This is a genomic window from Bartonella bennetti, assembly GCF_045945445.1.
In the GTDB taxonomy this organism is placed as follows: domain Bacteria; phylum Pseudomonadota; class Alphaproteobacteria; order Rhizobiales; family Rhizobiaceae; genus Bartonella.
Genome location: NZ_CP174576.1, coordinates 1,260,001 through 1,279,355, shown reverse-complemented (window position 1 = coordinate 1,279,355; position 19,355 = coordinate 1,260,001). Strand labels below are relative to the sequence as shown.

Genomic DNA, 19,355 nt, shown 5'->3' with positions numbered 1-19,355 from the left:
AAACACCCGGTATAAGACCGGTTTTTTTATATTAAAAATTGTGAGGGGGGAAAAATGGCTGTAACTCGCATCGGACTTAATCATCCACTGGCTGTACGCACATGGTCGAAATTACTTAATCAAGAAGTCTCAAAAGCAATTTCTATTGCACCACTTATTGGAAGAGATTCCAATAGTATTATCCAATTGAAAGATGAAACCAGTAAAGCTCATGGAGATTCTATTAGCTTTGGTTTGCGCGTCCATTTGTTTGGTGAGGGAGTTACTGAAGGACAAGAACTTGCAGGAAAAGAAGAAGATTTACAATTCCTTAGTGATCGCTTGGTCATTAATGAACTTTCTCATGCTGTCCGTGTTAAAAATGAAGGCACAATCGATCAGCAGAGAACTTTACATAATTTACGGACAGAAGCCAAAAATGCACTTGTTGATTGGTATGCAGATCGTTTGAGTCTGATGTTCTTTCTTCATGTATGTGGGTTTACAGCCGATAACATCAATTTTGAAGGAAGAGCCATAACGCTGAGACCTGTGCATTACGGATTTAATAAACCAACTGAACCAAGCGATAAACGGATATTGCGTCCTAATGGAAAAACAAAAGATTCAGATCTTAAATCAGGCGATATCTTTACTCTTAAGCTGATTGATAAAGCTGTAGAACGCGCTAAACTTGCTAATCCAAAAATTAGACCTGTGCGTGTCGATGGAGAAAATGTTTATGTGCTTTATCTCCATCCAACACAAGTTACACAATTGAGAACGAATACAGAGCCAGGGCAATGGCTCGATATCACTAAGGCAGTTTACAATGGAAGCCGCGTGAAAAATCCCATCTATAATGGATCATTGGGCATGTATAATGGGGTCATCTTACGAGAAGCAGCGCATATCACAGAGGGCGTAGGCTCGTTGACTGACGATCCTAAGGCGATAACTATGATCCCTCATGTGCGTCGTGCCGTTTTACTAGGGGCACAAAGTGCTGTTATCGCTTTCGGTAAAGATCGGGGCGCTACACGCTATAAATTGGTGGAAGAGCTCTTTGACTATGAACGTGAATTTGGTGTTGCTGCAAAAACAATTATTGGCATGAAAAAAACACGCTTCAGTTCGGGAAGTGATTCTCAAGGAGCTCAGGATTTCGGAACCATTGTAATTTCAACATATGCTGTATCTTCTTAAAAAAATTATAAAATTCCCTCCCGGTGTTTAGATCTTTGGGAGGGAACAAAATAAAAAGGAAGCACTCATGCCTATTCCTGGATCTTCTTTAACAAAATCTTCTGCTAAATCTTATTCGTTTGTGTCAAAATTCTCCGATCATGCCAAAACATTTGGGCAAATGATGGCGCTGATTCAAGATGAAATCGATGATACAACAGCCGAATATTCTGTTCAAATTCAAGATTCTATTTTAACCGCTCTTCGCTTATGTGCACAGGAACCCTTTTTCTTCAATAAAATGGGGGAAATGCGCTTCAAAACACAAAGCGGAAAAACATGGTATGGATATGAAGATACCGCTTTTCTTGAGACAGCAATGGTTATTGAGTCTTTGCTCCTTGAGCAAAAAGAAGCAAGGCCAATACCCCTTCTTTATAAATCGGTAAAAAAAGCCCAAAAAGAATATAAAAATCATTCAGCTCAAGGAACACCCGTATTCTATACTTTTTTGGATCAAAAAATCGGACTCTTCCCAACACCTGAGACTGTTGAAACTGTTCGTCTCTTTTGGAGATCAGCACACTTTTCCGATATTCTCACTCTACAAGATGAGAATCCTTGGTTTGTTTATGCTTTCGATCTGATTAAAGCACGGGCAAAATATGAACTCTATAAAAATATTCTCAAAGATACTGAATATGCCGCTATTGCGTTTAACGATTTTCAAGAACAGCTCCAACTCTTGCGTTACGAAACATCGCGTCGCGAAGGATGCTCCAATATTCTTTCAACGGGGTTTTAAATGGCTTTTTTTTCTCTTGCGGATTATCGTCCCGATGTTGCTCATATCAATAGTCTTTTTACCGATGAGCTTGTCAATGTGCTTCCTGCAGATGGATCTTATATTCCAATGCCAAGTTTTAGTGCATTCTCAGAGCCTTGTCCGGGGACTATTTTAGGTGCCATCGCTGTCAAAACAAAAAATGGTGTATCGATTATTGCTGGAACAGAGAAAAAAATCTATCAGCTCAATAATACAACTTTGCAGTGGAAAGATATTACGCATAAAGATAAATCTTATTTTGCTAATGTTGACGCACCTTGGTCTTTTGCTTTGTTTGGCGATTATGTCATTGCTGTTAATGCTAACGATAAGCCTCAAGTGATTGATATTAATCAAGATGAAAATTTTAGAGATTTAGGTGGGAATCCTCCACAAGCAGGAATTGTCCGCGTTTGGGGCGATTTCGTTTGTCTCATGAAATTATCCGAACATCCACGACGTGTCCATTGGTCTGGCTTGAATGATGCGGAGTTCTGGACTGTAGGGAAAAAAAGCTGCGATTATCAAGATTTTCCCGATGGAGGATATGTTCAAGGAGCAACAGAAACAACGAATCCATTGATCTTTATGCGTTCTGCAATTTATGCTGGCTCTTTTATCCCTGGATCTAAAATTATTTTCAGTTTTCAGAAAATACATGATAAACGCGGTGCAAAAAACGCTGAATCAATTGTTTGTCGGGGGGATCTAGCTTTCTTTGCCGATGAGGGAGGTTTTTACCAAATCACTACTGATGGGCGGATCTCTCCGATCGGATTCGAAAAAGTAGATCGAACCATGGCGGCAAAAACCTCAGAAAATCAATTGTCTACTCTGAGTGCCGCAATCGATGGCGTGTATAACCGTGTTTATTGGATTATCGATGCCGATGAAACGATTCAAGAACGGATTTTGCTGATCTATGATTGGGGACTGCAAAAGTGGACGAAAGCAACCGTAAATATCAAAATGATCTTACCCATTTTTCTGGCCGGATATACCTTAGAAGGGCTTGATAGGGTTTCAGAAAGCCTCGATGATTTACCTTTTTCTCTCGATAGTAAAGTGTGGCAAAATGAAACACCAATCCTGGGAGCCTTCGATCATGAAGGAAGGCTTGGATCATTTTCTGGATCCCCTATGGCTTGTGTGATAACCTCACAAGAAATGGGGCAGACAAATGGTATGGTTACCAGGGTGAAAAATATTATGCCCCAGGTGAATAGTAATACATTTTATTTGTCGATTGGTATGCGTTTTCGTCAAGCCTTTGAAGAAGAAACTGTTTGGTTGCCAGAAAGACAACCTTCTACACATACGGGACAAATTCATTCTCGTGCTAGAGCGCGGTTTTATCGTTTTAAGCTTCGGATACCGGAAGGGGTCAATTGGTCTCACGTGACTGGCTTCAATGTCGAGTTGAAGCCTGCCGGCATGCGTTGAGCATGCCAAACCATAAGATTAATGTGATGCGTTGAGCATGCCAAAGGCATAGCTCATGCGTGGAGGGTTCTAAGACACAAAACTAGAGTGCTCTGAGAATGCCTAGGATAAAGATTAATGCGGATGAACATGCCTGGGGGTAAGAGGCTGATGTAGTGAGTTATTGACCAAGGTTATAAGAGTGAAGAAGAGCAATAGAGCGTGACAATAGGATTGCCCCTGCTGTTTTTTGGTGATGTGTGGAGTGTAGTAGGGCAGATTTAATGACAGGATTATGCTCTTATGCACAAGAGAATGCTATAGATAAACGGCGAGATATTTTATGGGGATAAGATATGTGTTGAGTATAGCAGCAAAGAGACTTTTGGCGGGAGCAAAGTCAAGAAGCTGGGGTGCTATACGCTGGAAGAAAAAAGCTAAAATCGTAATACAACGTTCAAATAATAAAGGCTCAGATAATGAAGGCTTAGATAATGAAAGTTTGTATTCTCTCCATTGTACGCATCAGTGGCCTTGGAAAAAAATGGCTCTCTATCGAGAGGCTATTAATGCGGCTATGCGGAAATATGCTCAACGGTTTCCTCATGATGTGTGTTTAAAGCATGTAGCTAAAGAGATCATTGGTGGGCAGGTGCAGCTGTGGTTGATCTTAAAAAATAGAACTGAATTTAGTGCTTTTGGGATAACCAAAATTGAAAAAACGCATGATGGAAAAAAACGTGTTGTTATTTTAGACCTTGCTGGTCAGGGAGGGATCAAACTGGTTTCGTTGATTGATCAACTCGAACAATGGGCACGGACTATCAAGGTTGATGAAATTTTGACACTGGGAAGATCTGGGTGGGCAAAAATGCTTGTTCATCACGGATACGCTATCAATCTTATTCATTATAGAAAGGTTTTAACGCATGAGCAGACGGACAAGTCCTCAAGTTCAAACAACGACACAAACAAATGCTCCACCCTCGTGGGCAGAAGATATTTTAAAACAGGCAACCTCTGAAGCTCTCAATTTGTATAATAAAGGCAGTGGGGGAAATGGTTATCAAAATGTCTATCAAGGAGAACGACATGCCGATTTAAGTGAGACAACACAAAATGCTCTTAAGGGTTTAGAAAGTGCAGCCAATCAATATAATAATTCAGTACTTAATGAGTGGCTCAAAGAACCCACAAAAAGTGCACAAAATCTCTCTAGTATGGCAGCTGGAAATTGGATGGGCAATAATAGCAAATTTAATGATGCCCTTAGCAATGCGCTGAATAAAACATCCGATATTGTCAATCAGTCTATAGCAGGAGCAGGCCGTTATGGCTCTGGGGCTCATACCGGTGTGCTTACCGATGAATTGGGAGCTTTAGCAACTCAGGCAACCGCACAACAATATAATCAAGATGTTAATCATATGCTCAACGCTAATCAGATGATTGATCGTTCGATGCAAAATCAGGTGAATGCGGCTAATAATTTCTATCAAGGACAAAGCAATGCTCAAAGTAATGCTTTAAAAGGGGGAATGGTACAAGACGCAAATAAGCAGCATGCTTTGGATGTAGAGCAAGAAAAATGGTTTGAACAGGATAATCAAGCCTGGAATCAATTGGAAAGATTGTTGCAAATTGGAACCAAAGCAGCCGGTAATTATGGAACAAAAACAGGGGAATCCACGACTATGCCTGCAATTACAAAGGATCCCTTGCGTGATGCACAGCGCGTGCTTGGCTTGTTGAATGGCATTATCGGTCTTTCCGATGTAAACGTTAAAGAAAATATCGTTCTTGTAGGGGAAAAAAAAGGCTATCCTCTTTATGAATTTAATTATAAAGGAAATTCGCAACGCTATCGCGGGGTTCTTGCTCAAGATCTCATTCGTTTGAATCCTGAAGCCGTTTATATGAATATAAAAACACATTTATTACATGTGAATTATAACAAGCTCGGTTTTGGATTAGAAAAAATCAAAAAACCAAAGAAAAAATTCTTTGCCTTTCTTTCTTCTTTCTTTTCTTGGATGTGGTTTGCAAAAAAAGGATAAATCCTATGAGCTCAATTTATGATTGGTCACTTATCGCGGCTGAGAATGCTCGTGCCGATGAAATAATTAACTGGGCTGAAGGGCAACCTCCAAGCTCAGTGAATGATAGTGCTCGCGCAATGATGCAACGTGTCAAAGAGTATTTATCCGATATCGGGGGAACAGTTGAGGTTAAATTCACTATCACTGCTGAAGAGAAAGAAGAAAGTGAGAAAAAAACCTCTATTCATTTGACAACTAAGGCTCCTTATGCAGCTTATCAAAATGGGATTGTGCTCCGATTTAAAGCTCAAGAAACGAATGTCGGGCCAACAAGTGTTGTTTTAAATCAATTGCCTTCTCAGTCAATTTATAAGGGAACACAGGAGGGTCTCCAGCTTTTGACCGGTGGGGAGATGCAAAAGGAAGGGCTTTATGAACTTATCTATTATTCGGAAATCGGTGAAAAAAAAGAAGAAGGGTGGTATTTAACAAATCCAGCCGTCATTCTGCCTAAAGTCAGTGTTTTTCCTTCAGGCTTTATTGCTTGTTTTGCAATGGAAAAAATTTCGGACGGATGGCTATTGTGTGATGGTAAAGCCTATGCACGGGAGGAATATGCAAGTCTTTTTGAGGCTATTGGAGAAGTGTGGGGAAAAGGAGATGGCACAACAACCTTTAATGTTCCCGATTTTCGCGGCATGTTTTTACGGGGATTGGATAGTGGAAAAGGAATTGATAAAGATCGTGTTTTAGGAAGCACGCAAAAAGACTCTTTTAAATCCCATACCCATACAGGAAAAACAGACAAAGCAGGAAAACATGATCACGCATATACAGGATTAGAATCGCTCAATGATGCACTAGGAGGAGGAGGACTTATCAGACATAGATATAACAGAACACACTATACAAGCGATTCAGGAGAGCATACTCACAAAATAACCCTCGATGAAACAGGGGGAGATGAAACACGTCCTAAGAATATGGCTGTTATTTATGCCATTAAGGTATAAAATCTTTCTGTGCTAAAACATGTAGAGGATCTCTGCTCTCCTCCAGAGAAGGAAAAAAATATCGGTTGCAATCGCTTGAAAAACACTACAATGGAAGAAGAAAAAAGAGGCCCTTTCTATCAAGGTTTTCTTCCTGCCAAAGACTCTTTTCGTAAGGGCTCCCTTTTTTGTTATTCTTTCTTCGTAGGATAAGGAAGAAGCATCCATGTCTCCACAATCATTACCGTAGAGGCAGAAGAGAAAATTGTGCAAAAGATTAAGAGATCCTGCCTTTTTAAATGAGGAATTGGCTTGGTTTTTTTCTTTCATGAAGAGGGTGTTTTTGCAAAGATAATTTGCGAAGATAATTTGCGGGGATAAAATGTTTTCCATCGATAAAAAATAATTTTTCGTCTTACATTTTCTATTCTTCCAATGAATTCTTGCAAGAAGAACGAGGATTTCATCAGAAGTGTTTTGTTTATAAAATTATTACAAAGAGAAGCTCTGAGAGTTGTTCAATAATGGGAGAAAGACAGAGTAATTTATTGGTGAAAATAGAGGAAATTTTTTTATAGCATATCAATAAATACAAAAATAAAGGAGAAAATAAAATGGCACTATTTCCATTTTCAATCGCTGATATTGATGATCCTAGCCATATTCGTGTTGTTCTTTATGCAAGTGGAAGAATGGGACATGCTCCTTTGAATGCATTGTTGAAGCAAATCCTTCAAGAAGGAAAGCGTGAAGATAAAAAACACCAAAAAAACTACACACACCTTTTACAGCGTATTACAGCTTTGGAAGAACAATTGACAACAGGAATAAAAGATCATAGCTTTTCGCTAGAAAAAGCGGGACGATTTTCAAAAATGAAGAAAATTAAATGAGCACTTAATTATCTGCTTAAGAATGTATAACTGGGGGAAATTATTGATTTTAATCACCCTATAGGCGGTTTATGGAATCAGGAAAATGCGGGAAATATCAAAAGAGGGGCTTGCACTCATTAAACAATGGGAAGGATTACATTTAAAGGCTTATCAAGATGTTGTTGGCGTGTGGACAATTGGATATGGTCATACAGAAAAAGCAGGAAAACCTGTTGTGCAAGATGGCATGGAGATTACACATATTGAAGCAGACACTATACTTCGACAAGATTTGAAACAATTTGAGCAAACTGTGGAACGGGAAGTGACTCAGTTCTTAACCGATGAACAATTTGCAGCTCTTGTATCATTTTGTTATAATATAGGAACAGAGGCATTTTGTAATTCTACGCTCTTAAAGAAGCTGAATAAAGGAGACTATGAAGCCGTACCGGCCGAATTGCAAAAATGGATAAAAGCAGGAGGAAAACGTGTGCAGGGGCTGGTGCATCGACGTGCAGCTGAGGCCGGGTTATGGGCTAAAGGGGCTTATGTTTCTTCTAATTATCAAAAGGTCGAAACAACGAAGAGTATGCCTTTTTTCAAAGCAGAAGTTTTTGCACCATTGATTGCTTCTTTTTCAGGTCTTACAGGATTTGTTACAGGACATGGGCCTGTACAGTGGGCTCTGGCCGGTATTATGATTGTGGTCGTGATTGTGGGTGTTATCTTGTATATTGATACGGTAAGGAAAGAACGATAGTGATTTTTTTATTTCGATGGGGTTTTGTAATTCTTTTAGTCATTGTCATTGCTTTGAGTAGCTTTTTTTATGGACGTTCTTTTGAACGGACAAGATCCTTGATGCAAGCGATATCAGCGCTGCAAAATCGTGAGAAAATTAATGCTGAAACTTTTGCTCTTTCCCCTTTTAGCCTCTGTCGTGCTCTTGGAGGGATGCCAAAAGAATGTGCCGTTCTCTTGCATAGGATGGAAAAAACCTCCGATCGTTAACAAACCAGCGCATTTAGTTCAAACAGAACCTTTGTTATCACGCTGGATTGTGGAAACAGACCGCTTTGGAAAAAAGCAGAAATGCTGGTGAACACAAAATGAAGAAAATCTGATCTTCAAAAGAAAGCTGAGTAGCTAGAATGAAAAAGAGACAGGTGTATAGCGATACAAATATTGAGTCACTCTATTCTCTATTTATTGATTTCATTGAGATATAAGTATGACGGTGTGTGTTCTTAATTGATGATACTCACGAAAAATTTTGCAACTGTAATGAAGAAAGAGAGATAAAAAGCAAGATGAGTTTATTGTAAAGAAAGATTTTAGCCTTGGAAAAACAGCAAGATTGATTTCTTAAAACGAACGAAAGATTGCTTTTTGATGTAAGACAATTGATAATAGCTTTTTGGTCCTATTCAATTTTTTTCAAGCATGATTTTTTCTTGGTAGAGTAAAGGATACGCTGTTTATGGAAAAAAGACTCCGCGCAAGGCGAAAATCCTATCGTAAAAAATTATATAAAAAAATTACTTTTTTTTGTATCGTTCTTTTTTGTGTATTGACTTTTTATTTTGTGGTGAAAACAATTATCAGCCACTTTTTTTTCAAACAAGAGGTCGTGCAAGAAAAACCTGTTAAATTAGTTATCCCAACATTTGATTTTCGTGTTTATTGTAAAGAAATTGCTGCTTTAGCTGTGCCCGATATGGTGCAACAAGTTTATCAGCGTTGTTTTAGTCTAGAAAGTGAGGCTTTTTTTACAATTCGCAAAATGTGGGAAGATTCTTCCGATGATGCTAAGAAAAAATGTATAAAAATTATTCGTCCAGGAGATGGAAATTATTTTTTGCTTCGTGATTGTCTTCTAGGTGAGCAAGAAAAAAGTGAGGGGAATAGCCAAGAGCATCATCGTTTTTAAGATCTTCCCTTTTAAATTTCTTGACATTTATGTGAAGCAGAAACTTTACTCAAAAGTATCAAGTGTTTCTCGGTACCAGAATGTTTCTTCCAATGATGTGAATCCTCTTCTTAGAAGGAGAGGAATTGTAGGGAATAAGATTCTTACTGAAATCGCTCAATTTGTATTGTTATGCTCTCTCTCAGATCTCTTTTCATTTCTATAATCTTTCTGCCTTGTTTATAGTGTGCTATTCGTTCTTAGCGCTTACTCTGTATTCTGCTAGAAAAGGATTAAAAGCTCCCAGTTTTAAAGGCAGAGAGGATTGTGAGAGGTGATCGAGTGTATAGGCAATATCATCCGCAAAAACGTCCAAAGATGGGTTTTTGTGTTGATCAAGTTGGTTGCAAGAACGCTGACAGATCTGGCATGTTTCAACAAGAATAGCCTCTGAACTTTTGTTAAGATTAGAAGAAGAAATGCTTTGAGTGGATTCGCAAAAGGTGCATTGAAGAAGTGGATAATGCCATAAGGTGCCGCAATAAAGACAAGAGCAAAATCGTGTGTCTTCTTCTTTTAATCCTTTATCAACAACAATACTGGCTGTATGTGTCCCTCTACAGGCAGGGCACACATTCTGTTGTTGTATCTTTATGATTTGAGGATTAAGCTGTGAAGCAGCCAGGGAATAAATAATTTGTAAAACACCAGTGATAAAAAGATGTTCTCCCACTTGTTGTGGTGGAATTTCACAATTAAGTATATTGCTTCCCCAGAGGCGCCATTGATCTTCTTGAAGACGCATTGTGCTTAAAGCTTCTTTTTGTTTTGTAGGGATTATATCAGTTGACATATTGTTTAAAAAATCATGCACAATGCTTTCATAAAAGCCCAATTCTAATATCTTTGATCGATCAATAAAGGGAGTGGAAATGGTGCTAAAACGAGCAAGTGCACTAGAAAAATCTTTAAATCGTTTGACGGATTGTTGTTGGATTGTGCAAAAATGAGCTAAAAAGAGAAGAGTGTCTTTAGCAGAGTGAGTGGCAGCTAAAGATGTAAAGCGCTGGGCGCGTTTTGTAAACAAAGCTTTACTATTAGGAAATTTTATAATAAATGGGGTGTGCATTGTAGAAGAAGTGTCTAATCCTTCTGAATCTTTTTGTTGTAGCATGTGATGTCCCTCTTTTGTATTTTACTTATAATCTCTCTTTACTTATAAAAAGCTTACGATTACCATTTTAAAATCACTTTAATTTATTTTTCTGTGAGAAATGGAACTTTTTTCTACTTTTAGGGATTGTTGGTACGAACTTTTTGAACGAGATTGATTAACTCGAAAGTATGAAGAATGGAATATTTTTCGGAAGGGGAGAATGTCTTTTGACTGATGTGTGTTTCATAATGTTAAAGAATGAAGCAGCGTTTATATGCGAAAAAATGGATTTAAAAAGAGAGCATATTCTTTTAAATCCACAATAGATCTGTGTATATTTGCACTTTTGTGTTGTTTTTCGACAATATAATGATTTTTTTTAATGAAATTATGATTTATTTGAAAAAAACACTTGGCATTTTCTGTGAACATCTCTAGGTTTCTGCTTGTCAGCGGAGAGATAGAGAATTTTGGGGTTAAGTATTCCGTACTATTTTTTTTGTGATATTTCAAAATATATACTTTTTATTAAGAAACCAAGGGATGTCGTTTAAGTTAAGTGAAACGGGGATGGTTCAATAACTAAATTTTGGAAGTGATCAGCATTATTAAAAGTAATGCAGTGAGAGAGAATTTAAAGAGAAATACAATCCAAAAAGGGATAAATATGAGGCCACAGCAGAATAGACGCGTACGCAGTCGCAATAACAATGGCAATAATAATAATAATAATAATAATAATCGTCGCGGCCCTAATCCGTTGTCTCGTAATTATGAAAGCAACGGGCCAGATATTAAAATTCGTGGAAATGCTCAGCAGGTCGCTGATAAATACATGAGTCTTGCACGTGACGCGCAAGGAGCGGGTGATCGTATTATGTCTGAGAATTATTTGCAGCATGCTGAACATTATTTGCGTATTATTTTAGCAGCTACTGATCAAATGTCTTACTCTCATAAACGTGATGAAAATAACGAGCAGGAATGCGAAGAAACAAGCGCTGAAGAAAATACAAGAGAAGACAATAACAATGAGAGATCATCATTGCAAGAACAGTCATCAAAAAATGGTATTGGGCGAAAAAAACAAGGAAAAGAGAAGTACACATCTGATGCATTAAATGAGAATTTTCAAGCCGATAAAGCTGAACAGCAAGAGCAACAAACTGTTGAAGAAGGAGCTGAAGCTCCCAAACAACCCCGCCGTCTTTCGCGTCGTCGTAAAATACGTGTTTCAGAAACATTATCCTCTAAACAATCAACAGTTGTTTCAGATGTTGCTGAAGAAATGATGACATCAGCAGAAAAAATTGTGCCTTTGCCTTTGTTAAACGAAAAGGAGCAAAAAAAAACACGTCGGCGTCAGATAATGTCTTCTTCTTCAGCGGAAGAAAATACTTAAACATTTAAGATGTTTATTCATTTTAGAAGGTGATATTATTATTACTCTTTGATTGATTATAAAGAAGAGCTAAGAGCCGTTGTTTTTCTCTGTAATGTTGATAGAAAAAACCGAAAGAAGCTCACCGGTATGGTAATTATAAATCATAAATTTTGTTTGTCCTTCTGGGGTTAAGAGTCTCAAGACAATGTTCTGTTGAAAGAGGCTTTGCGATAAAATTTGCGTTTTTGGCGGCAAAGACAAAATATGATGAGGCACTGAAGAAGATAAGGGCTGGGTCAATTTTCCTGTTGTCTCAGGTTTGATGATTTTATAAATTACTCCAGCAAAGACAGCAAGAATTAACAAAAGTGTGATGGTGATGGAAATGATCATCAAACGCATCAATTTTTTTCTCACTCTTTCCACGGCAGGATCTAATGGTATGTTTTGCGGAAGAATGCAGGGCTCACTATACTGAGCTTCGGAATTATACATTGTTTATGTCTCACTATTATTGAGTGCTGTTATTGAGTTTTTGCAAATCAAACCAAATGTATACTTTTAATTATTTTCATTCAATGGGAAGATCCTTGTAGGAGAGAATAGTTTTGCACATTTTAGTTATAATGCTGTGCGCACGGTATCATCAGTATTTTGTTTTTTCAGGAAAAAATTGCCTTTGTTTGTTACAGACCAGATAAGGGTTACTTCTTTTTGTCGTTTATTGGCAGAGATATTCGTGCATTGAGCGAAGATTTGTTCTCCATAAGAGGTAAATTTTTTAATTAAAGGCATAATTTTTTGCTCACATACTTGTATGGTAGGATAAATTTTAACCATGGTGTTATTGGAATAACAACTGTTAAAATCATCTGTGCACGAAACCAGTAGAAGAACAGCAATAACAGGATTCATATGATACTTATCCTAAAAATATAGATCGTTAAGAAGTTGTCTGAGAGGTGGATCCTCTAGATTCTAAATAATCTCAAAGGATTTTCGTTCCAGAAGAATACTCTATCTCGCTGTCGTAGGAGGAGAAGAAAAGCAAAAGCATTAGGCTTCGATAAGCTAGGGATGTAAATCTCCTGTTGCTCGGAGCACTTTATTCTTAGCCGCGATGCTCGGATCGCTTTATTCTTGTCTAAGACAAAATATCGAAATAATTGTTAGAAACAGATAAACAATAAACCATTTTTTCTTCTGTTAATTTTAAAAAAGCTGAACCATCAACTGCAATGGGAACAATTTTGTCTAAAACGGTATTTCCAAAACAGGCTTTCTTATGTGCAGGAAGAAAGATTTTCTTTTTAAATTCTTCACTCCATGTGATAAAAAGTTCTGTTTTTCCTTGGGTTATTGCGTTGACTGTGCAAGTAATAGAAACAGTCCCCTCTTCTTGTGATAAAGCACCAAAAGAGAGAGAATTAATAATTAATTCATGAAAAGCTAATCCAATATGCAAAACTGCGTTTGGGAAAAGATAAGGATCTATACCCTTAATGGAAAAACGCTCTTTTTCTTTCACTAAATAGTTTAAAATTTGTGTTTGTACCAATTCATGAAATTGAGCACCACGCCAGTCAGAGTCGGTAATCAGATCTTGAGAATGGGAAAGAGAATGAAGACGTCCCTGAAATTTTCGTAAGAAGGTTTGCAGTGATTCTGTATAACGGGCAGTTTGGGTTGCAATACTTTGGATGATTGCTAAAAGATTTTTAGAGCGATGGCTTACTTCCCGCAGTAATATTTTAAGTACTTGTTCGCGACGACGTAGACCTGAAATATCGACGCCCGTGGTGATGATACCGATGATTTTTCCGTTTTCATTCCGATGACAATCAATAGAAAATTTATACCAAATGGTTTGTTTGGACATATCTTCAAATCGTGCTTCAATAGTTTGTGTTTTGCCTGTTGATAAAACTTGCAGTTTGATGGTTTCCATATTATCCGCAAGATCAATTGAGAAAAAATCGCTGTCACGACATCCAACCCGCCATTTTGCTTGCAAAAGTTGAGGCAGGTTTTCTGCCCATAAATAGATCAGATTTGTTGTTTGATATAAAACGCAAATATCAGCGCCACGGATTGCTTGCATTAAAGCGCTGAGATGTGATCTATCTATGGATGTGGTAGAAACAGGGGGAACGAACATAATCATTACCTTCTGTTAGGCGGCTTTAGACGCATTCTCTTGAAAAAATAAAGCTTGTGAGATAAGGGCTTTGACCATATCAGGATTAAAGGGTTTGGTGACCAAAAAAGTTGGTTCCGGACGCTCTCCAGTGAGCAATCTTTCAGGAAAAGCTGTAATAAAGATTACAGGGATACAATCATTTTTTAAAATATCGTTGACTGCATCAATACCAGAACTGTTATCAGCTAATTGAATATCAGCTAAAATGAGGCGTGGTTTTTTCTGATGATACATGACAACAGCTTCATCATGTGTTCGTGCAATTCCTATCACTTTATGTCCAAGGCTTTCCACCATTTGCTCAATATCCATGGCAATCAGAGGTTCATCCTCAATAATCATTACTTGTGTCGCAATTTGTTGAGAAATATCAAAGGAGGCTTGGTTGAGGAGCTCATGAAACTTTTGTGTATTAATTTTCATGATTTCTCCTGCTTCACTTTCATTAAATCCTTCAACAGCAATGAGCAAGAAGGCTTGTCGTGCACGAGGAGTGAGATAGGATAATTGAGCGCTGGCTTTTTGTTCAAAACCAAATTGTGGCAATGGTTCAGCAATATTGGGTGTAGTTTGATCAAAAAGATGACAGAAGAGTTGATAAGTTCCAATGCGATCACTGGAGGTTTGGGGGAAAATCGAAAAATCAACAATGAGTGCTTCTAACATAGCAGCAACATAAGCATCACCAGAAGTTTGGCTCCCTGTGATGGATCGGGCAAAACGTCTAAGATAAGGAAGGTGAGGGGCGATGCGTTGTGATAGGGACATGATTTATAACTCCTTCAGCTTGTGAAAGCACTTTATTTTTTCAAAATCCCTTTTGGATAAAAAAGTTCCTGCTTTCAGTATGGAACTTTTTAGGAGGGACTATATTTACAACTTTAAAGAGTAAAATATTCTTTTACTACTATATGGGTTAAGAGGCTAAAAAATGAACAACTTTGGTGAAAAAAATCTCACCGATTATTTTACGTTTGAAGATGATCTTCTTGGCGCAAATAGTGAAATAGCACTGAAATTGCGTCAATTTTATATGCAAATTCAAGAAGAACCACTTCCCTTACATTTGTTGGAACTTTTGGACAAATTAGAACAGGCAGAAAAAGATAGTCTTCATTCTGAAGAAAAAAGGTTTGATCTCTTATGACACATAGCTCAAAAGATTTTAAACAAGAATTGCTTTTCGTTTTACCAGCTTTGCGTGCTTTTGCTGTTTCTTTAAGTGGCAAGCATGATAAAGCCGAGGATTTGGTACAAGATACCCTTATGAAGGCATGGGCTAAGCAAGACAGTTTTGAAATGGGAACTAATATAAAGGCGTGGCTTTTTACGATTTTGCGCAATGAATTTTATAGTCAAATGCGGAAAAGAGGAAGAGAAGTGCAAGATAGTGATGGTGTTTTCACTCAAAATATGGCTGTTCATCCTTCCCAATACGGGATGCTTGATTTGCATGACTTTAAAAAAGCCTTAAACACATTATCAGCTGAACAAAGAGAAGCAATCATTTTAATTGGTGCATCTGGTTTTTCTTATGAAGATGCAGCAGCTATTTGTAATTGCGCTGTTGGAACGGTTAAAAGCCGTGTAAGTCGTGCACGCAATCGTTTGCAGAAGCTCCTCGAAGTTGATGGTGATACTGATTATGGTCCGGATCTTTATTCGGCTGGAAGTATCTTATGTTCTTTTAGTGATTAGGAGAACGAATAATGATGGATGAGAACATAGTTTTATTCTTGTTATAGCTATAGAGGAATAAAAATTGTGGGAATGTACAGAGCCTTTTGTCTAGTCTTTTAGGGACAAGAGAAAAAACGAGGATATGGAAAATAATTATCTTTCTTCACTCTTAAAGCAATAAAATAATTTTTCTCTAAATTGAAGAGTTCTGATTTTTGGGTTCATTGATGGTAAGTATATGATAACAAAGGCAAATTTGTCTTCTAAAATACCCATTTCTGGTTCAACAACATCACGTTGGCGGTGGGGAGCAATTATTGTTTCTCTTTTTATGGCTCTTTTGGCTTCGACCTTTATTATTTTGTTATCTAACGCTGTTGATCAGGAAATCTCACAGTTGGATACAAGCTCAGAATTGCGTGAACAAGCAGATTTAGCACTTATTAGTTTAATCGATATGGCTGCAGCAAACCGAAACTATGAAAAAAGCCATCGAGCGGAAGATAAAATCCGCTTTGAGAAAGCAGTTCTTCATCTCGATGATATTCTCAATTATATTGCCCTTCTTGTTCATTCTCATTCGCAATGGTATACGTGGTTTACAGCTTTTAAAAAAGAGATTAAAGCGCGTACAGCAATCATGAAGGAACATATGATTGCTCTTGATGCATCTTCTGATCAGTCTGTTCATTTCTCAGATTTTCCTGAAATTAAGACGGATCAAGTCGCGAGTTTGGTTCAATTAATGACCAATTTTATCGATGGCGATGATATTGAACGACAAAAAAAACGTGAAGATATAGCACTCATGCGTGCTGCTTTGACTTTAGCCGCAATTGTTTCTGTTGTGAGTACTTTTATTTCTGCCTATTTTGTGATTAACCGTTTTCGATGCGATATTCGATCTTTAAAAACCTATCAGTTACTTCTTCATAGCGAGAATGCAGCTCTTGAAGCGCGTGTGAAGGAACGGACACAGGAATTGGAAAAGGCTCGTAATTATGCCGAAAAAGAACGATGTCGTGTTGAAATGTTGTTACAGGATGCTAGTCACCGCATTGGCAATTCTCTTGGTACGGTTTCTTCTTTGCTTGGTTTGCAATTAAATCGAAGCAAGAATGAAGAGGTTCGTTCTGTTTTGGGAGCAGCACGAGATCGCATCCAAACAATATCAGCAGCGCATCGTCGTTTGCGTTTGAGTGATGATATGGAAACAACATTATTGGCAGATTTTCTCAATTTAGTTGTGCATGATGTTGAATTGGCTATACCATTTGAATTACGCGAAAATATCACTATTCATACGGATTTCAAAGATTGTCGATTATCTTCAAGAGATGCTACAACGCTTGGAATTATTCTTGGTGAATTGCTTACAAATGCTTTAAAGCATGCTTTTCCTGATAAACGTCGTGGGAATATTTATATTTTTTGTGGGCCTCAGAATAATGGAAAAATGGCACTAGTCGTTGAAGATGATGGTGTAGGGATGTGCAGTCAAAATGCAGAGCTAAAAACAGGACTCGGTCGTTTAGTTATAGAACAGCTTTGTATGCAATTTGGTGAGAAAGCATTGTTCAAAACATCAGATTTAGGAGGAACAAAAGTTATAATTCCTTTGCCAAAAATCATAGAAAATCGTTCAAAATGTTTTTAATACTTTCTTTTAAAAGAAATATAGAGAAGCATACCATAATTTTCATTCATAAAAGCACTTAAATTTCCTATCCAATTGGGATAATGCAGGAGAATTCACCATGATCGATAGGCTTGTGATGAATTCTTGGATCTTTGTAGCAAAAGATGAACTGAGATCCTTTAAAGGAATATCCCTATAATATTTTCTTTGTTCGATATTTTTAAACTTCATCTTTGATTTGAATGATTGAGAGATTTCCTCTAGTAGAAAAGTACCAGCTTGCCTGATATATGGATAAATTAAGATGCATTTTCTGGCTGTGTTACGCTTTGTATTAAGGAATCAATATTTTTCTTTTCTTTCAAAAATGCTTGTAGATCTTTGTCTTTTAAAGATTTGCTGTCAGGAAAACGAATACGCATAGGATCAACTTTTTTACCATTAACAATAATTTCAAAATGACAGTGAGGTCCGGTTGCAAGACCCGTCGATCCAACATATCCAATAATTTGTCCTTGTCTTATTTTGACACCTGGCTTAATATCAGGAGCATAACTATTTTGATGTGAATAACTACTGACATAGCCATTAGCATGTTTAATTTCTGTATGGTTACCATAACCGCTTACGACTCCAACTTTTGTTACCACACCATCTCCAACAGCAATAATAGGCGATCCTTTTGGTGCTACCCAATCAACACCTGTGTGCATGCGCACATAGCCTAAAATAGGGTGCTTTCGTAGACCAAAAGGCGAACCGAAAATGCCATTAGGGATCGGCTTTCTAAGCAAAAAAGGTTTTGAACTTTTGCCTTCTGAGTCATAATAATCGGCATTCCCATCTGTGGATTGATAATGGTAATATTTATAAGTAACATTTCCAAAGGTCGCGCTTATATAACGGATTTCAGGATCTCCATTGGTAGAAGAGGAGGGAGTTTGCAGTTGCGTACCATTTTTTATGCTCTTACTGTTTTTTTCAGTATATTGTTTAGGAAGAGCATAAAATATTTCGAGCTGATCGGTTGGTGTGATGCGGCTTTTCATATCAATATTCATTGCGAGCAAATGAATAAGGTGCTGTGAAAGAGACTGCGACATATTATGACTGAGAACAGCTTGATAGATTGCATCATAAACCGTTGGTAATTGTGCCGTATTAACATAAGAATGAGGTTGACCATTTTGAAATGCAGCTTTAAGCGCATGTGACATTTCTGGTTCTGTACTTGCAACAAATTGGTTGTCATCATTAAGGGCAATTGTCAGAATATGATTCATTTCTTGGTAAATACTTGCCCGAACAAGATGATCTTCTTCACCGTGTTGTGTAACAATTCCGATACGTAAAAGACTTCCTGCTTTGAGTGTATTTGAACGGTTCAATTCAGCTAATATTTGTGCAATTTTCTCCACTTGTTCTTGTGGATAGTCGGATTTTTGAAGTACTCCTGAGATTGTTTGCTTTTTATGAATGGGAATAATATCTTCAGCATAGTTTTTGGACAGATCAATTCGACGGTTGTGTGCTGTAATAGTGACATTTTCTTGGACAAGGCGCACATTAGGAATCTTCGGTATTTTAAGAGAAGATGTTGAAACATCGAGTTGTGCGGGGTCTAAAAAAGGAAGAAGTGAAAGCTTCTCATTATTTTTATCCAAAGCAAATCCGGATTTTTGTACTTCTTTTTGTACTTCATCAGCAGTAAGTATATCAGTTTCATCAAAGTGCGTCTGCTCAATAATGAAATCACGGCTGCGTAAAGTCATTTTTGTTTCAATTTTTGCTCCATAAATTTGTCCTCTTTCGAGAGTTTGAGAAATTTGATTGTTCGAATCATGGGAAAAAATGCTTAAAGCATCAAAAGGCGGATAGGTATATTTATTATGGCGTTCTTCGGCTAAGGCCATTCGGATCCATTCAAAATTCTGAGCCTCAACGACTTTTTCATCTCCCTTTTTTTGAAGCGTAGATAATTCAAATTGTCTTTTTTTATCAAAGCTTTGACGGGCATGTGTGGGAGCAATACGATCCCCTTTTTTGTCATAGTCTTCAAGAGAGTG

Annotated in this window: 19 protein-coding genes and 1 pseudogene (1 of these 20 running past the window's edge); 14 read left to right on the top strand and 6 right to left on the bottom strand. The window is 37.6% G+C overall.

Annotated elements, in window-relative coordinates; all coding sequences use genetic code 11:
• The first annotated feature begins 54 nt into the window (after positions 1 to 54).
• From ACJTDF_RS05720 to ACJTDF_RS05675, 10 genes and pseudogenes are all read left to right on the top strand, one after another.
• Entirely contained in the window at positions 55 to 1,185 is a 1,131-nt protein-coding gene (locus tag ACJTDF_RS05720) for a N4-gp56 family major capsid protein (protein ID WP_407965336.1), read from the top strand.
• A 67-nt stretch (positions 1,186 to 1,252) separates the two neighbouring features.
• The gene (locus ACJTDF_RS05715) at positions 1,253 to 1,969 is read left to right on the top strand and encodes a hypothetical protein (RefSeq protein WP_407965335.1); all 717 of its coding nucleotides are present in this window, start codon (positions 1,253 to 1,255) and stop codon (positions 1,967 to 1,969) included.
• Positions 1,970 to 3,433, top strand: a complete 1,464-nt coding sequence (locus ACJTDF_RS05710) for a hypothetical protein (RefSeq protein WP_407965334.1) — start codon at positions 1,970 to 1,972, stop codon at positions 3,431 to 3,433.
• Positions 3,434 to 3,860: 427 nt separating this feature from the next.
• Positions 3,861 to 4,337 (top strand): annotated as a pseudogene (locus tag ACJTDF_RS05705) (hypothetical protein); the annotation flags it as partial.
• 4 nt (positions 4,338 to 4,341) lie between these two features.
• Entirely contained in the window at positions 4,342 to 5,469 is a 1,128-nt protein-coding gene (locus ACJTDF_RS05700; protein WP_407965333.1) for a tail fiber domain-containing protein, read from the top strand.
• 5 nt (positions 5,470 to 5,474) lie between these two features.
• Entirely contained in the window at positions 5,475 to 6,464 is a 990-nt protein-coding gene (locus ACJTDF_RS05695) for a phage tail protein (protein ID WP_407965332.1), read from the top strand.
• A 593-nt stretch (positions 6,465 to 7,057) separates the two neighbouring features.
• Positions 7,058 to 7,336, top strand: a complete 279-nt coding sequence (locus tag ACJTDF_RS05690; protein WP_407965331.1) for a hypothetical protein — start codon at positions 7,058 to 7,060, stop codon at positions 7,334 to 7,336.
• An 85-nt stretch (positions 7,337 to 7,421) separates the two neighbouring features.
• Positions 7,422 to 8,081, top strand: a complete 660-nt coding sequence (locus tag ACJTDF_RS05685; protein ID WP_407965330.1) for a lysozyme — start codon at positions 7,422 to 7,424, stop codon at positions 8,079 to 8,081.
• On the top strand, positions 8,081 to 8,332 hold the full coding sequence (locus ACJTDF_RS05680; RefSeq protein ID WP_407965329.1) for a hypothetical protein: 252 nt from the start codon (positions 8,081 to 8,083) through the stop codon (positions 8,330 to 8,332). The genes ACJTDF_RS05685 and ACJTDF_RS05680 overlap by 1 nt, the downstream gene beginning before the upstream one ends.
• Before the next feature lie 469 nt (positions 8,333 to 8,801).
• Positions 8,802 to 9,251, top strand: a complete 450-nt coding sequence (locus ACJTDF_RS05675; RefSeq protein WP_407965328.1) for a hypothetical protein — start codon at positions 8,802 to 8,804, stop codon at positions 9,249 to 9,251.
• Between the two features lie 229 nt (positions 9,252 to 9,480).
• On the opposite strand, the gene ACJTDF_RS05670 is transcribed toward ACJTDF_RS05675, so the two are convergent.
• Complete coding sequence (locus ACJTDF_RS05670) at positions 9,481 to 10,404, bottom strand: formate dehydrogenase accessory protein FdhE (protein WP_407965327.1); 924 nt, start codon at positions 10,402 to 10,404, stop codon at positions 9,481 to 9,483.
• Positions 10,405 to 11,053: 649 nt separating this feature from the next.
• On the opposite strand from ACJTDF_RS05670, the gene ACJTDF_RS05665 reads away from it, so the two are divergent.
• The gene (locus ACJTDF_RS05665) at positions 11,054 to 11,788 is read left to right on the top strand and encodes a DUF4167 domain-containing protein (protein WP_407965326.1); all 735 of its coding nucleotides are present in this window, start codon (positions 11,054 to 11,056) and stop codon (positions 11,786 to 11,788) included.
• A 69-nt stretch (positions 11,789 to 11,857) separates the two neighbouring features.
• Here ACJTDF_RS05665 and ACJTDF_RS05660 read toward each other — a convergent pair whose 3' ends face one another.
• From ACJTDF_RS05660 to ACJTDF_RS05645, 4 genes are all read right to left on the bottom strand, one after another.
• Positions 11,858 to 12,265 carry a hypothetical protein gene (locus ACJTDF_RS05660; protein ID WP_407965325.1) on the bottom strand — a complete coding sequence of 136 codons (408 nt, stop codon included), beginning with the start codon at positions 12,263 to 12,265 and terminating at the stop codon, positions 11,858 to 11,860.
• A 126-nt stretch (positions 12,266 to 12,391) separates the two neighbouring features.
• A complete protein-coding gene (locus ACJTDF_RS05655) occupies positions 12,392 to 12,685 on the bottom strand; it encodes a hypothetical protein (RefSeq protein ID WP_407965324.1) in 294 nt (97 codons plus the stop codon).
• A gap of 229 nt (positions 12,686 to 12,914) precedes the next feature.
• On the bottom strand, positions 12,915 to 13,928 hold the full coding sequence (locus tag ACJTDF_RS05650; protein WP_407965323.1) for a sensor histidine kinase: 1,014 nt from the start codon (positions 13,926 to 13,928) through the stop codon (positions 12,915 to 12,917).
• Between the two features lie 15 nt (positions 13,929 to 13,943).
• The gene (locus tag ACJTDF_RS05645) at positions 13,944 to 14,738 is read right to left on the bottom strand and encodes a response regulator (RefSeq protein ID WP_407965322.1); all 795 of its coding nucleotides are present in this window, start codon (positions 14,736 to 14,738) and stop codon (positions 13,944 to 13,946) included.
• A gap of 163 nt (positions 14,739 to 14,901) precedes the next feature.
• Between ACJTDF_RS05645 and ACJTDF_RS05640 the strand changes: the two genes are divergently transcribed.
• The 3 genes from ACJTDF_RS05640 to ACJTDF_RS05630 all read left to right on the top strand — a co-directional run bounded on the left by ACJTDF_RS05640 (position 14,902) and on the right by ACJTDF_RS05630 (position 17,307).
• Complete coding sequence (locus tag ACJTDF_RS05640) at positions 14,902 to 15,117, top strand: NepR family anti-sigma factor (protein WP_407965321.1); 216 nt, start codon at positions 14,902 to 14,904, stop codon at positions 15,115 to 15,117.
• Positions 15,114 to 15,668 carry an RNA polymerase sigma factor gene (locus ACJTDF_RS05635; RefSeq protein ID WP_249674852.1) on the top strand — a complete coding sequence of 185 codons (555 nt, stop codon included), beginning with the start codon at positions 15,114 to 15,116 and terminating at the stop codon, positions 15,666 to 15,668. Before ACJTDF_RS05640 ends, ACJTDF_RS05635 begins: the two co-directional genes overlap by 4 nt.
• Positions 15,669 to 15,888: 220 nt before the next feature.
• On the top strand, positions 15,889 to 17,307 hold the full coding sequence (locus ACJTDF_RS05630) for a sensor histidine kinase (RefSeq protein ID WP_407965320.1): 1,419 nt from the start codon (positions 15,889 to 15,891) through the stop codon (positions 17,305 to 17,307).
• Positions 17,308 to 17,588: 281 nt separating this feature from the next.
• Here the strand turns inward: ACJTDF_RS05630 and ACJTDF_RS05625 are convergent, their stop codons facing one another.
• Positions 17,589 to 19,355 carry the 3' portion of a M23 family metallopeptidase gene (locus ACJTDF_RS05625; protein WP_407965319.1) on the bottom strand. It continues 222 nt past the right edge of the window, so only the last 1,767 of its 1,989 coding nucleotides appear in the window; its start codon lies off the right edge, out of view; the stop codon is at positions 17,589 to 17,591.

Bases quoted from the DNA above. Each gene is read 5' to 3' on its own strand.
- ACJTDF_RS05720 (WP_407965336.1), top strand. From the start codon at position 55: ATGGCTGTAACTCGCATCGGACTTAATCATCCACTGGCTGTACGCACA.
- ACJTDF_RS05715 (WP_407965335.1), top strand. From the start codon at position 1,253: ATGCCTATTCCTGGATCTTCTTTAACAAAATCTTCTGCTAAATCTTAT.
- ACJTDF_RS05710 (WP_407965334.1), top strand. From the start codon at position 1,970: ATGGCTTTTTTTTCTCTTGCGGATTATCGTCCCGATGTTGCTCATATC.
- ACJTDF_RS05700 (WP_407965333.1), top strand. From the start codon at position 4,342: ATGAGCAGACGGACAAGTCCTCAAGTTCAAACAACGACACAAACAAAT.
- ACJTDF_RS05695 (WP_407965332.1), top strand. From the start codon at position 5,475: ATGAGCTCAATTTATGATTGGTCACTTATCGCGGCTGAGAATGCTCGT.
- ACJTDF_RS05690 (WP_407965331.1), top strand. From the start codon at position 7,058: ATGGCACTATTTCCATTTTCAATCGCTGATATTGATGATCCTAGCCAT.
- ACJTDF_RS05685 (WP_407965330.1), top strand. From the start codon at position 7,422: ATGCGGGAAATATCAAAAGAGGGGCTTGCACTCATTAAACAATGGGAA.
- ACJTDF_RS05675 (WP_407965328.1), top strand. From the start codon at position 8,802: ATGGAAAAAAGACTCCGCGCAAGGCGAAAATCCTATCGTAAAAAATTA.
- ACJTDF_RS05670 (WP_407965327.1), bottom strand. From the start codon at position 10,404: ATGCTACAACAAAAAGATTCAGAAGGATTAGACACTTCTTCTACAATG.
- ACJTDF_RS05665 (WP_407965326.1), top strand. From the start codon at position 11,054: ATGAGGCCACAGCAGAATAGACGCGTACGCAGTCGCAATAACAATGGC.
- ACJTDF_RS05660 (WP_407965325.1), bottom strand. From the start codon at position 12,265: ATGTATAATTCCGAAGCTCAGTATAGTGAGCCCTGCATTCTTCCGCAA.
- ACJTDF_RS05655 (WP_407965324.1), bottom strand. From the start codon at position 12,685: ATGAATCCTGTTATTGCTGTTCTTCTACTGGTTTCGTGCACAGATGAT.
- ACJTDF_RS05650 (WP_407965323.1), bottom strand. From the start codon at position 13,928: ATGTTCGTTCCCCCTGTTTCTACCACATCCATAGATAGATCACATCTC.
- ACJTDF_RS05645 (WP_407965322.1), bottom strand. From the start codon at position 14,738: ATGTCCCTATCACAACGCATCGCCCCTCACCTTCCTTATCTTAGACGT.
- ACJTDF_RS05640 (WP_407965321.1), top strand. From the start codon at position 14,902: ATGAACAACTTTGGTGAAAAAAATCTCACCGATTATTTTACGTTTGAA.
- ACJTDF_RS05635 (WP_249674852.1), top strand. From the start codon at position 15,114: ATGACACATAGCTCAAAAGATTTTAAACAAGAATTGCTTTTCGTTTTA.
- ACJTDF_RS05630 (WP_407965320.1), top strand. From the start codon at position 15,889: ATGATAACAAAGGCAAATTTGTCTTCTAAAATACCCATTTCTGGTTCA.